We start from the raw sequence: 13,970 nt of genomic DNA, 5'->3' as shown, positions 1-13,970 counted from the left end.
CGGATGGCGCGGTTCACCCTGGACAGCCAGACTGGACAGCATGACTTCGCACGCCATGGGGACCGAGGCCGTCGACGCGGCGGCCGCCACCGATATCGCGGCCGCCGCGACCGATCTGGTCAAGCTGTACGGATCGGGAGATACACAGGTCAAGGCACTGGACGGGGTGTCGGCTGACTTCGCGAAGGGCGAATTCACCGCGATCATGGGTCCATCGGGTTCGGGCAAGTCGACCTTGATGCACTGCCTGGCCGGGCTCGACAGCGCCAGCGCGGGCCAGGTGCGCATCGGTGACACCGCGCTCACCGGCCTGTCCGACAAACAGATGACGGCGCTGCGGCGGGATCGGATCGGGTTCGTCTTCCAGGCGTTCAACCTGGTCCCCACGCTCACCGCGCTGGAGAACATCACCCTCCCGCTCGATATCGCGGGCCGCAAGCCCGACCAGGAATGGCTCGACACCGTGGTCAAGCGCCTCGGCATCGGCGACCGCCTCGAGCACCGGCCGTCCGAGCTGTCCGGTGGCCAGCAGCAGCGCGTGGCGTGTGCGCGTGCGCTGGTGGGCAAGCCGGAGATCATCTTCGGTGACGAGCCGACCGGCAACCTGGACTCACATTCCTCGGGCGAGGTGCTGTCGATCCTGCGTGCCTCGGTCGACGAGTTCAACCAGACCGTCGTGATCGTCACCCACGATCCGCGCGCGGCCGCCTACGCCGACCGCGTCGTGTTCCTCGCCGACGGCCGGATCGTCGACGAGCTGCGTGACCCGACCCAGGATTCGATCCTCGACCGGATGAAGGCGCTGGAAACTCGATGACGAACACAGCACCGCGCAGCGATTCGATGAAGGGCGGTGGCCGGGTGGCGGGCGGGCCCATGCGCAAGGTCGCCTTGCGTAACCTCGCCGCGCACAAAGTGCGATTGGCGCTGACCCTGTTGTCAGTGGTGCTCGGTACCGCCTTCATCTCCGGATCATTCGTCTTCACCGATACCTTGCAGCGCACCTTCGACGGTATTTTCGAAGGCCAGGCTCAAGGTGTCGACGTGCGCGTCAGCCCGTCGGATCGCCAATCACTGGGCCTACCGACGAATATCGTCGACGCACTGGCCAAGCACGAAGGTGTCGCACGGGTCGCCCCCGCCGTGAACGGCCCGGTCGTGCTGCTCGAGCCCGACGGCAAGAAGGCCGTCCAGACCGGTGGCGCACCGAGTTTCGGCCTGTCCTACCTGCCGCCGGAGAAGTCTGTCGAGGAGCCCGAGAAATTCGTGGCGGGCGCCGCGCCCACCCAGCTGAACGAGATCGCGCTCAACACCAGTGGCGCCGAGAAGGCCGGGCTGAAGGTCGGCGACAAGACCAAGGTGCTGATTCCCTCCAAGGGTGATCCGTTCGAGGTGACCCTGTCCGGCATCTACGAGATGCCGGGTGCGGGGAGCAGCGGAGTGGTCGCGGTGATGTTCACCGAGCCCCAGGGCCGCAAGCTGTTCACCGACGGTTCGCACGTGGCCTACGCCGATATCGCCGCGGCGCCCGGTGTTTCGGCCGATGACCTGCGCGATCAGCTCGCCGCGGGCCTGCCCAACTACAAGGTGCAGAACTCCGACGAGGTCCGCGAGGACATGAAGAAGGAGATCTCCGAGGCGCTCACCTTCATCAACTACTTCCTGCTCGCCTTCGGCGCGATCGCGCTGATCGTCGGGACGTTCATCATCTACAACACCTTCTCGATGATCGTGGCGCAGCGTCTGCGCGAACTCGCGTTGCTGCGCGCGATCGGGGCGAGTCGTCAGCAGGTCGGGCGCTCGGTCGTCGCCGAGGCGATCGTGATAGGGCTGATCGGCAGTGTGCTCGGGCTGGCCGCGGGTATCGGGTTGGCGTACGGGTTGTCGGCGTTGCTCAACGCCTTCGATCTCGGACTGCCGACGGGGTCGCTGACGGTGCTGCCGCGGACCGCGATCATCGCGCTGCTCGTCGGCCTGATCGTCACTGTGACCAGTGCCTACGCGCCTGCTCGACGGGCCGCGAAGGTGCCGCCGGTGGAGGCGATGCGTTCCGAATTCGCCAGTGCCGGTGACTCTTTGCATCTGCGGACGATCGTCGGTGCGGTGCTGGCCGTAGCCGGTGGGGTGCTCGTGTACGTGGGTGCGCAGGGGACCGGTAAGGGCTCGGCGGTGACCGTCGGGGTCGGTGCGCTCGGGTTGATCCTGGCGGTGCTGCTGGCCGCGCCCGCGTTGTCGCGGCCGATGGTGGCCGTGCTCGGGGTGCTGACCAAACCGTTCGGTCCGATCGGGCAGATGGCGCGCAACAACGCCACGCGTAATCCGCGTCGAACCGCGGCCACCGCGTTCGCGCTCACCCTCGGCCTGATGCTGGTCTCGGCGATCGGCATTCTCGGCGCTTCGGCGAAAACCAGTGTCGGCGTGCTCATCGACAAGGGTGTGAAGGCCGAGTACGTGCTCGCCGGTCCGCAGATGATCGGCGCGCCGATCGGGGCGGTCGACGCCGTGCGCACCGAGGTGCCGGGGGTCAGCGATGTCACCGGGATCCGGGTGGTGGCGTTCAAGGTCGGCGACGATCAGATCGGCGCCACCTCACCGGACGGCCCGATCGATCCGGTGATGGACATCGAGATGAAGAGCGGCACCAACACGATCCCCGCCGGTGGCGCGCTCGTCGATGAGACCGAGGCGGCCGCGCGCGGGTGGAAGGTCGGTGACAAGGTCGCCATCACCAGCCTCGACAAGAAGCAGCTCGAGCTCACAATCGCCGGCGTCTACGCCAACTCACCGCTGCTCGGTCCGATGGTGGTCGATCCCGGCATCTACGAGCAGTTGATGCCGCAGAGTCTGCGCACCAATGTCTTCGTGCTGGTCAAGGCCGAACCGGGCGCCGATCTCACGGCGATGCGGGCGAATCTGGAGAAGGCCACCGAGCCGTTCGTGGTGGTGCAGGTGCAGGACCACGAACAGTTCAAGGGCGCGCAGGGGAAGCAGATCAACACCCTGCTCGCCATTCTCTACGGGTTGCTCGCGCTGGCCGTGGTGATCGCGGTGCTCGGCATCATCAACACCCTGGCGCTGTCGGTGGTGGAGCGGCGGCGCGAGATCGGCATGCTGCGCGCGGTCGGTACTCAGCGTGCGCAGGTGCGGCGCACGATCTACCTGGAGTCGATGTTGATCGCGATCTTCGGCGCGATCGTCGGGCTGGTGCTCGGTATCGCGCTCGGTGTCGGATTCCTGCGCACGCTGCGGGACATGGGCATCGACCAGATCACTATTCCGTGGTCGCAGCTGGTGATCGTGCTGGTCGCGTCCGGTGTGGTCGGTGTGCTGGCGGCGGTGTGGCCGGGTGTGCGGGCCGCGCGAACGCCGCCGTTGGCGGCTATCGCGGATCTGTAGACGGCACAGGCACTTCGGCCCCCGGTGGACGACTCCGCCGGGGGCCGACTTGTGCCGGGTGGACGGCGATCACGCCGGGTAGCGGTTGTACCAGTCGCCGGTCGGCTGGCCTGTGTTGTCGGCCGGTGGGGTGAGGCCGAATTCGGTGGAGTAGTCGGCGGCCAGGCGTTCGAGGACGCGGCGCGCGTCGATGGTCTCGAACCAGCGGCGGGGTAGGGCGCTGCGGCCGTAGCGGGCGCCGAGGAGACTGCCCGCGAGGGAGCCGGTGGCGTCGCTGTCGCCGGAGTGGTTGATCGACAGTAGGAGTCCGGTGCGGACGATGTCGTGGGGTGCGCCGCCGAGACCCTCGGCCGCGAGGACGGCGAAGACGGCGATCGCGAGGGCTTCGGGACCGATCCAGCCCTGGCCGAGGGTCTCGACGTCTTCCGGTGTGGGGTAACGCCTTTCGCGTTCGATCCGGGCCGCGAGCCGGTTCGCCGCGTTGAGCGCGGCCGACGTTTCCTCGTGGTCGGCGTAGCTCGTCAGTTCTGTTCGTGCGCGCGAGAGCGCGGTGGCGGTGTCGGCACCGCGGGCGAGCTGATAGATCAGCGCGGACAGGGTGCCCGCCGGGAGCCAGCCGCTGGGATGGCCATGGGTGAGTGCGGCAGCATCGCAACCCAATTCGAAGATGGCGTCGGTGGCGGCACCGGAACGGTCTGCGGCGTAACCGAATCCGCACGGGGCGGCACGCATTACGGCGCCGCTGCCCTTGGAGTTGTTGATCGGCTGGTCGCGGGTGCCGAGTGGGCTGGTCGGTGCGCGCCGCTCGGCCGCCCGGCGCAGCGCGGTGTAGACCGAGTTGGCCACGCCGCGTTGCTCGGTGAGCTCGGGGCACCCGCTGAGGGAGCTGTGCAGCGCGAACGGTTGATCGGGCAGCTCCGAGACCTGTCCGCGCAACCACACGAGCAGGCCCTGCTGGAGCAGACCCATCGTCGCTCCGCCGATGCCCTTCGCCCTGGCCCGCACCGAGCCCCGGATCAGCGCTTCGACGGTGAACGCGGTCAGCTGGGTCTCTTCGGAGATGCGCAGCGGGTCGATGTCGATGACGCCAGCCGCGCCGTACTCGGCGCGAATCTGTTGCAGTGAACGGGTTTCCACGGGAGCGCCGAGCGCATCGCCGATCGCGCCGCCGAGTAGGCAGCCGTGCACGGCGTTCAGCCAGAGCGGGGCGGCCGTCGCGACGGCGTCCCTGGTCCGCTCGGGGCTCGATGTGTGCGTGCTGTGTGCGGTCGATCCCTGGGCCGACCGGACGTCGATGCCGCGGCCGTGGACGGAGACGAGACGCTCCGGCTCGGTCGCGGTGTGGCGGACAGCGGTCGGGTCGTGTCGCCCGGCGGCGTTCGGAGATCCGTGTGGCACGGGGCCGGTGCCCGGCCGCAGCGCCGAGGTTGCCCCGGCGGCGGGGCGGCGGCGGAGGGCTTCGGTGAGGGCGGTGGCGAAGGCGGTGCAGCTGGGGAAGCGGTGGGCCGGATCTTTGGCCATGGCCTTGGACAGAACCGTGTCGACCGCGGTGGGGAGCGTGGCGCGGCGGGTACTTGCCGACGGGGGTGGGGTGTTGAGGTGGCCGAGCATGACGGTGGCGGGGTTGGGGGCGTCGAAGGGGCCGGTGCCGGTGAGGAGGCGGAATACCGTGCAGGCCAGGGAGTACTGGTCGCCGCGCCCGTCGAGGGGGGCGCTGCTGAGTTGTTCGGGGGAGGCGTAGGCGATGGTGGCGGTGAACTGGCCGGTGCGGGTGAGGCCACCGGTGTCGTCGAGGAGCTTCGCGATGCCGAAGTCGGTGAGTACGACTCGTTCGTCGAAGCCGGCGCCGACGCCCGCGGTGCGCGACAGCAGGATGTTGGCGGGCTTCACGTCGCGGTGCAGGACACCCTGGCGGTGGGCGTAGTCGAGGGCGCTCGCGGTCTGAGTGACGATCTGGGCGATCCGCTCGATCCCGAACTGCTGCACCGGAACCGCCGACGCATCCGTACCGTCGACGAACTGCATGGCGATCCACAGTCGTTCCTCGTCGATGCCGCGGTCGTAGACGGTGATGATGTTCGGGTGATCGAGCTGGGCCACGAGGTCGGCTTCGCGTTCGAATCTGGCCCGGATCTCGAAGTCGGCGAACAGATCACGGTGCATCAACTTCAACGCGGTGAGCCGCGGCAGCCTGCGATCCCTGGCCGCGTACACCGCGCCCATCCCGCCCCGCCCCAGCTCACGCTCGATGACGAAACCGGCGAACACCGCCCCGCGCCGCAACATCGCCTCACCCCGTCCAACGAACCCGATCGTTCGCAGCCTAGTTGGCCCGGGCGCGATGCGCTCCGAGTCCCTCGTGCCGGTCTATGTGCCTGCCTTCGAGTTCAGCTGCTGCACCGGGCCCGAGCGAGACCGAACTGCCTGGCTGCCGCGCTCTGCGCACCCGTCAGGCAAGGCAAGCGAGGCGCTTCTCGTCGCGGGCGGCACGGCGAATCAGACCGCCGGGGCGTTGGTGTCGGCCCAGCGGGTGATGTCGCCACGGTCGAGAGCGGTAGCGAGTAGGTCCGGGAATTTGTCGGGGGTGCAGGCGAAGGCGGGGATGCCGAGGGCGGCCAGTGCTGCGGCATTGTCGTGGTCGTAGGCGGGTGCGCCCTCGTCGGAGAGGGCGAGCAGCACGACCACCTGGACGCCCGCTTCCTTCATCGCGTTGCAGCGGCGCAGCATCTCGTTGCGCACGCCGCCTTCGTATAGGTCGGAGATGAGCACGAACAGGCTGTCGGTGGGGCGGGTGATCAGGGTTTGCGCGTAGGCGATGGCGCGGTTGATGTCGGTGCCGCCGCCGAGCTGGGTACCGAACAGGACGTCGACCGGGTCGGCGAGCTGATCGGTGAGGTCGACGATCTCGGTGTCGAACACGACCAGTGAGGTCTTCAACGACCGCATCGACGCGAGGACGGCACCGAAGACCGAGGCGTAGACGACGCTGGCCGCCATCGAGCCGGATTGGTCGATGGCCAGGACAACGTCGCGCTGGATCGACTGCGATTTGCGGCCGTAACCGACGAGCCGTTCGGGCACGACAGTGCGGTGTTCGGGCAGGTAGTTGGCCAGATTCTTGCGGATGGTCCGGTTGAAATCGATGTCGCGCAGTTTCGGGCGATGGGTGCGGGCGGCCCGATTGATCGCGCCGGAGACGGCGGCCACGGTCTTGGCGGCGATGCGCTGCTCGATCTCGCGCACCACCTTCTCGACCACCATGCGCGCGGTGGCCTTGGTGGTTTCTGGCATCACCCGGTTGAGACCGAGCAGCGTGCCCACCAGATGTACGTCGGGCTCGACCGACTCCAGGAGTTCGGGTTCGAGCAGCAGCTGGGTGAGGTTGAGCCGGTCGACGGCGTCGCGCTGCATCACCTCGACCACGGTCGCGGGAAAATAGGTGCGGATATCCCCGAGCCAGCGCGCTACTCGGGGCGCCGAACCGCCGAGTCCCCCTGACCTTTTCGTCGAACCCCCGGCTTCGCCGGTGTTGTAGAGGGCCGACAGTGCCTGGTCCATCGCCTGATCGGCACCCGAGCTCAAGCCGCCGAGTTGCTCCTCGGCCGCGGTGCCGAGCACGAGACGCCAACGGCGCGACTGGGTTTCGTCGGGTTCGGTCATCGGTGCTCCTGGTGGTCGAGCGTGCGATCTGGCTGCGGTATCGCGAGGGTGCCGCGCACGGCCGCCGTGGCGACCGCGCCGCGGGCGATTCGCGGTGCGCGATTCTCGTGTGGGACTGCGGGCAAGGAGCGCGAGCCGCGGATCTGATGTCGCGCACGGCCCGGCCGCTGGTTCGGCGTCAGCTGCCTGTGCGGGCGGGTCATCCTGCGGCCCCGAGGATCGCGGTCGCCGCGCGCAGTGCCAATTGCCCGCGGATCGGATCGATCGCGGTGGGGGTGTGGGCGGCGGTCGGGGCTGAACCGGTGTCGCGCAGTGCCTGGCTGATGGCTCGGCGTTCGCCGGATTCGAAGGAGCCGAAGGTGCGGCGCAGCAGCGGGAGGGTGGCGACGAACTGGTCTTCGTTGAGGTCGCGGAGCCATTCGTCGATGCGGCGCAACAGCTCTCGGTCGTGAACAAGGAGCAGGCCGCGACCGCCGAGGAAGCCGTCGATCCAGGCGGCCTTGGCGGCGGGGGTGTTGCCGATGGACAGCGCGGCGGCGAGGCGGCGGGCGGAGCCGGCGTCGTCGATCCGTTCGGCGTCACAGAGCAGGCGCACCGCGCGCCCGCCGATCGCGCCGTGCACATCGTCGCGGTCGGCGATGCGCTGCAGGGTCGCCAGCCATTCGGTGGTGGCGTGCTCGTCGTCGCGGGTGCTGATGGCGGTGTGCGCGGCATCGATCTGGGTGCGCAGGGCTTGGGCGGCATCGGCGTCGAGGCCGGTGACGGCGCCCGGCAGGCCCGCGCAGATCCGCACCAGCAGGCCGTCGGCGACGTGGGCGAGGGCCTTGGTGTCGGTGCCGCGGACATCGCCGTAGCGCAGGGTGCGGGTCAGACCGGGCAGGGCGCCGAGCAGGTGGGTGACGTCGTGGTCGAGCGCGGCCGCCGCCTCCAGCCTGATGATCAGACCCTCGGTGGCGCCGCCCAGATCGGCGAGCAGGGCCATTTCCAGTGCGTCGGCGAGCGCGGTGACGGTGACGTCGTCGCGGCTCGCGGTGTCGAGGATCTTGGTCTCCGCGGCGGTGCGCAGGGTGGTGCCCCAGATCGCGGCTTCGACGATGCGGACTTCGAATTCGGGTTCCCAGCGCAGGGTCCACGTCTCCCGGAAGGTACCGGTGCTGCGGACCTCGCCGGTTGTCGGAGTGCCCCAGGCGATCCCGAGCAGGCGCAGGCGATGCAGCAGGTGCGAGCGTTCGACGTCGCGTTCCTTGCGCAGGTCGAGGTCGACGTTTCGGGCGAGCGCTTCCTGCTTGAGCCGCAAGGTCTTGCTGCGCGCACGCAGATCGGCGGCAAGGGGGACCGTCGGGGTGTCCTCCGGGACGCCGCCGAGCGTTTCGCCGACCACGAGCTCGTCGACGACAAGGCGCAGCATGGTTTCGTCGCCACCACACATGACCGACCGCACGGCTTCGGTGACCTCGGACAATCCGGGCAAGGGCCTGCCGCGCAACGCCGCGAGGGTGTCCGCCAGCCGCACGGCCTCGATGATGTGCGCACTCGACACCGGCAGATCGTGCGCGCGCAGCACCCCGGCGACCTTGGTCAGCCACCGCGCGACCGGCCGCTCGGTCTCGGTGAACAGATGGTGATACCAGCCGGGCGAGGTGACACCCGCCCCGTAGCCCGAGTCGGCCGCCAGCCGCGAATGCGTCCACGGCACCCAGGTCAACGCCGCCTTCGTCTTCGGTAACCCCTTGAGTAGGCGCATATCCGGAGCCGCAGGACCGAGCGGCTCGACCAGCGCGGGTGCATGCCAAGCCCCACACACCACCGCCAACCGCCTCGCGCCACCCTTGAGTACCTGCCGCATCACCTGCCGCATATGCGCTTCACGGACCAGGGTGTGCCGGTCGACGATGAGGGGCGCGATCGACGGGTCATAGTGTTCCGCCGCGGGTGGCGCGGTCCCGGTCGCGGAGTGTGGGGCGTCCTCTCGGAGCGCGGCCATCGCCTCGGCGATAGCATCGAAAGCCGCACTGTCGGGGACGGATTCGACGACGGCGTCCCACCAGCGCTCGGCGTCGTCGTAGCCCGCGGCCGCGGCGAGGGCGGCGAGGGGATCGGAGCCGCCACCACGGGCGTTGTCCTCGGCGGCGAGGACGTTCGTGGCCGGAAGGTCGCAGAAGCGAACCGGGACGGCGTGGTCGACCCCGTAGCGCATGGCCTGCCATTCCGGCGAGAACACCGCGAACGGCCAGAATGCGGCGCGGGCAGGCGAATCCGGGACATAGGCCAGCAGTGCGACCGGTGGGGCCATCGTGTCGGCGGCGACGAACCCGACGAGCGGATCGGCATCGGCAGGGCCCTCGATGAGAATGGCGTCAGGCCGGAACTCCTCGAGCGCGTGCCGTAGGGATCGCGCCGATCCGGGTCCGTGGTGCCGGATGCCGAATACCCGCGTCACCGCGACCGCATCGACCGACTTGTCGTGGGCGGCCCCGCCCACGACAGCCTCCGACCCAGGGCGCCTGTGGACGTCGGCATCGTCCGGTGTGGTCGCACCGGCGGCCGAGTGGGCCGCGTTCTTGCGTTGACTCATCGAAAACACCATGTGCGCTGTGTGTTCCGTCCTCCCCGGCGGTGGATGTCAGCCGGCGATTTCGCGGCAGGCTCGGTAGAAGTCGGCCCAGTCGGGGCGTTCGCGGACCACGGCCTCGAGGTATTCGGTCCAGACGACGGTATCGGCGACGGGGTCTTTGATCACCGAGCCGAGGACGGCGCCCGCGATGTCGGAGGCGCGCAGGACGCCGTCGCCGAAGTGGGCGGACAGGGCAAGGCCGTTGGTGATCACCGAGATCGCCTCCGCGGTGGACAGGGTGCCCGAGGGGGATTTGAGTTTGGTGCGACCGTCGGCGGTGATGCCGGAGCGCAGTTCGCGGAAGACCCGCACCACGCGGCGGACTTCCTCGGCGGCGGCGGGAACCGTCGGCAATTCCAGTGCGGCGCCGAGCTGTTCGACGCGACGGCTCACGATGGCGACCTCGGAATCCTCGTCGGCGGGCAGCGGCAACACCACGGTGTTGAAGCGGCGGCGCAGGGCCGAGGAAAGATCGTTCACGCCGCGGTCGCGATCGTTGGCGGTGGCGATGACATTGAAACCCTTGGCCGCCTGCACTTCTCCGCCGAGTTCGGGGACGGGCAGGGTCTTCTCCGACAGGATGGTGATGAGCGCGTCCTGCACATCGGAGGGGATGCGGGTGAGCTCCTCGATCCGGGCGATGGCGCCGGTGCGCATGGCGGTCATCACCGGCGACGCGACCAGGGCCTCGTCACTCGGGCCTTCGGCGAGCAGCCTGGCGTAGTTCCAGCCGTAGCGGATCGCTTCTTCCGCGGTGCCGGAGGTGCCCTGTACCAGCAGCGTCGACTCGCCACTGATCGCGGCCGAAAGATGTTCGGATACCCACGTTTTCGCGGTACCAGGGACGCCGAGCAGGAGCAGTGCCCGGTCGGTGGCGAGGGTCGCGACCGCGACCTCCATCAGTCTGCGCGGGCCGACGTATTTGGGTGTGATCACGGTGCCGTCGTCGAGGGTGCCACCCAGGATGTAGGTGACCACCGCCCACGGCGACAGCTTCCAGGACGGCGGGCGCACCCGATCGTCGACGCGGCCGAGGGCGGCCAATTCGTCGGCGAAGGCCTGTTCGGCGTGTGGGCGAAGCAGAGTGGTAGACGGTTCGGTGGTGGTCATCGCAGCTCCTCGAGCATGGTGGCGCGGTCGGTGAGATCGTGGGCGAGTCGGTGGAAAGCCTGTTGCCAGGCGGGGTCTTCGGTGCTGTCGGCGAGCGCGGTGATGCGCGCGGCCAGTTCGACAGGCAGGTGGACGCTCGCCGCGGTGAGCAGCGCCCTGTCGGTGTACACGCCGGCACTGGCGTGCGGCTGACGCGCGGTGGTGCGGGCGCGCTCGCCGAGCAGGCGCAGCACATGGGTGGCCACTCGGTCCGGCCACGGGTGATCGAGGCCGGGCAGGATCGCGTGCAGTTCGTTGAGTTGATGCGCGTCGAGGTCGAGGACGTGCTCGATCCGGTCGGCGGCATCGAGCAGGGTGAACAGTTCGCGACGCCGCAGCACGGCCTGCTCGGTGGGGGTCGCGTGGGCGAACAGCGCACGGGCCCACCCGGTGTCGCGCTGGGCGAGCGTGGCATCGACCCAGCCGTCCACGATCGCCTTGGCATAGCGGGGTGGCAGGGACAGCGTCAGCGCGGTGGACGCGACCGTTTCCTCGGTGGCGCGCACGATCGGAGCCCATGCCGAGAGCGGCGTCGCACCGATCGCCTGGTGCAGGGTCGTGATCGTCGAATCCGGGGTGTCCCAGCGCAATTTCGCTTGATCGGTCGCATCGGTGATGCCGTCGCGGCGGGCCTGCGCGTCCAGCTCCGCCGGGACCGTCACCTCGACAGTGCCGTCGTCGGCCACCCGCATCCAGGACGCCACCAGCGTCGCCATCCGCTGCCCGAACGCGGCGTCCGGGAGAGTGTTCAGCAGCGTGGTCGCCGTCCGCCTGACATCGCCGCGTCGATCGTCGAGTGCCCGCTCGAGCAGCGCTTCGTCCGCCGAACTCAGCCCATCGGCCAGCAACGCCAGCAACTCCGCCTTGACCGGCCCTGACTCCTTCGGCCACGCCGCGGTCAACACGGCGCGGGCCGCGGCCGGATCCGCCCGGCGGGTACGCGCGAACCAGTCCTTGCGCTCTCCCGGCGTTCCGAACAGCCACACATCGTGCGCGACACCTGCGCCCGCGTCGTCGCTCGACCCAGAGCCGGTATCGGTGCTCGGCTCACGACCCGCCCCGAGGTCGGCACTCGCGGTATCGGCGTCCGTTGTGTGGGCGAGTGGCCGAGCGATGCCGGGCGCTTCCGTGTGCGATGTGGCTGCGTCGCTGGGGAATTCGTCGACGAGTTTCGCCCAGGCGGGGTTGCGGGCGGCCAGCCATCGTCCACGGCGACCCGCCAGGCGGAGCAGCGGTGCTCGCAGTGCGGTGTCGGAGGCCGCGGACAACGCCTGGACGCACAGCACATCGGGCAGCCGGAAGTCGAAGGGTGTTGCCGCGGCGAACCATTCGGGCAGGAACGGCGACTTGTCCGCGAGCAGGCGGCTCAGGCGGTCGGCGGCGGGACGCGGCAGCAGCGGGCGTGGATCGTCCGCGGCGGGTTCGGGTATCGACGCGGTGCGGGGGAGTTGCCCGCCGCGCAGGTACAGGTCTTGGAGTGCGGCGGTGTGGAGCAACCGGGTGGCCGGTTCGCCCGCGTGTTGCGGGACGGCGGTGGCGACCGCGGCATCGAGCTGGACGCCGTCGGCGCTGCGGCGGGCGGTACCGAGCAGCGCCACCGAAACCAGTTCGGCCAGTGCTGGAGTGGGGGTGGTCTCGGTGGGGAAGTCGGTTTCCAGGTCGCTCACCTCGCCCGCGGAGAAGACCGTGATCGGGTCGAAGCCGTCGGCTCGCCACTCGCCGCACACGGTCACCGGGTGACCACCAGCGACGGAGATCAGCCGCCACGGGCGCACGCCCGCGGGCAGCGGTAGCGCGGTGCCATCGGCCGCGACGAGCTGCCACCCGTTCTCGTCGAGCATCGGCACGACATCGGTGAGCAGCGCGGGCCAGGCCCGCAACCACGGGTCATTGCTCAGGGCGGCGGCGTAGGCGTCCAACGCGTCGTCGATCGTGGTGCCGCCGACAGCGGGGATGGTGGTGAACGGCTCGGGGGCGCCGTGGCGGGTACCCCACTGCACGCGCAGCGATGCCGCGCCGGGGTAGTAGTGCAGTTCCGCGTCCACCTCGCTACCGGGCGCGGGCACCTCACCGGTAAAATTCGGTGTGGCGAAGGAATGTTCGATGAGCAGGGCCCATCGTCCGCTGCTACGACCGCGCAACCAGGTTCGCCGGGTGTGCAGGCGCTCCTCCTCGCTCACCCGCATGCCGAGCACCAGCCAGCGATCACGCACGGCGGGCTGGGTCAGGACCGACTCGGCCGCCGTCGGATAGCCGACATGAGTTCGAATACCCGCTTGCAGCGACTCGGGGAGTGCATCGAGCCGGCGATGGGCGAGGACCAGCAGGTGCAGGCGGGCGTACTCGCGCAACAGCAGTTCGGGCCAGTGCTCGTTGGTGACGACCGCCGTGGGCAACCGGCGCAGGGCCTCGGCGACACGGGGCGCCTGCGCGTCGACCATCCGTGCCGCGATCGCCTCGTAGGCGGCGAACGACCGGTCGGTCTGGGCGAGGCCGGTCCGGATCTGGTCGGTCAGCCAGACCTCGAGTTCGGTGAGCCCGGCCGCGACGCGGGTTCGTCGCTGCTCGACGGTGGCCTGCGACGGGGTGCTCGCCGCCTTGGCCTTCGGCGGCGCGGCGGCCTTCGCGGCGCGTCCCGCCAGCCATTCGGCCGCGAAATCGGCGGGGGCGTCCCGGACCGGCGTCTGGCCGCTCGACCACGTGAGCAGCAGTGACAGCGTGTGCTTACAGGGGAACTTGCGGCTCGGGCACGAGCACTTGTACGCGGGCCCGTCCAGGTCGACGATCGCTTGATACGGCTTCGCGCCACTGCCCTGGCACAGCCCCCAGACCGCGTTGCCCGCCGTGCCGGTGTCGCGCCAGCGACCTGCCAGCTTGCGTGCGGCAGCCAGCGAGCTCGCGTCGGGCGCGAGTGCGCGGACCTGGTCCTCGGTCCACGGCGTGCGGTGCTCGGTCATCGGTTCCCCCGTTCTCTGTTCGCCGAAATATCTACCGCAACCCACCGACAACTGACGGACGTGGCGGACAAATGCCTGGAAAATGCTGGTGCTGTGGGAAATTCGTGTTCCAGCTCTTGCTGTGAACGGTGATGTCTGGCATTCTGATCTGTTCGGCACCGCCCGGACCGCCCGCGCTGCTCGACGCAGCGTAA

General features: G+C 69.5%; 7 protein-coding genes. 2 read left to right on the top strand and 5 right to left on the bottom strand.

Going from position 1 to position 13,970, the window contains the following annotated elements; all coding sequences use genetic code 11:
- The first annotated feature begins 40 nt into the window (after window positions 1-40).
- Both ACWZHB_RS22545 and ACWZHB_RS22540 read left to right on the top strand, forming a co-directional pair.
- The gene (locus tag ACWZHB_RS22545) at window positions 41-817 is read left to right on the top strand and encodes an ABC transporter ATP-binding protein (protein ID WP_427903821.1); all 777 of its coding nucleotides are present in this window, start codon (window positions 41-43) and stop codon (window positions 815-817) included.
- Between the two features lie 59 nt (window positions 818-876).
- Window positions 877-3,396, top strand: coding sequence for an ABC transporter permease (locus ACWZHB_RS22540; RefSeq protein ID WP_427909261.1), 2,520 nt, complete (start codon window positions 877-879; stop codon window positions 3,394-3,396).
- A gap of 69 nt (window positions 3,397-3,465) precedes the next feature.
- Here the strand turns inward: ACWZHB_RS22540 and ACWZHB_RS22535 are convergent, their stop codons facing one another.
- The 5 genes from ACWZHB_RS22535 to ACWZHB_RS22515 form a co-directional block, all read right to left on the bottom strand.
- Window positions 3,466-5,682, bottom strand: coding sequence for an ADP-ribosylglycohydrolase family protein (locus tag ACWZHB_RS22535; protein ID WP_427903820.1), 2,217 nt, complete (start codon window positions 5,680-5,682; stop codon window positions 3,466-3,468).
- 210 nt (window positions 5,683-5,892) lie between these two features.
- Window positions 5,893-7,056: a VWA domain-containing protein gene (locus ACWZHB_RS22530; RefSeq protein ID WP_427903819.1), complete on the bottom strand. Its 1,164-nt coding sequence runs from the start codon at window positions 7,054-7,056 to the stop codon at window positions 5,893-5,895.
- 199 nt (window positions 7,057-7,255) lie between these two features.
- A complete protein-coding gene (locus tag ACWZHB_RS22525; protein ID WP_427903818.1) occupies window positions 7,256-9,631 on the bottom strand; it encodes a DUF5682 family protein in 2,376 nt (791 codons plus the stop codon).
- A gap of 48 nt (window positions 9,632-9,679) precedes the next feature.
- Window positions 9,680-10,780 (bottom strand): ATP-binding protein, encoded by a 1,101-nt coding sequence (locus ACWZHB_RS22520; protein ID WP_427903817.1) that lies wholly within the window; start codon window positions 10,778-10,780, stop codon window positions 9,680-9,682.
- Entirely contained in the window at window positions 10,777-13,776 is a 3,000-nt protein-coding gene (locus ACWZHB_RS22515; protein ID WP_427903816.1) for an SWIM zinc finger family protein, read from the bottom strand. The genes ACWZHB_RS22520 and ACWZHB_RS22515 overlap by 4 nt, the downstream gene beginning before the upstream one ends.
- Window positions 13,777-13,970: the final 194 nt, after the last annotated feature.

Source organism: Nocardia sp. FBN12 (genome assembly GCF_054031145.1).
The sequence above is the reverse complement of the archived record's forward strand: the minus strand, read 5'-3'. Positions and strand labels throughout refer to the sequence as shown.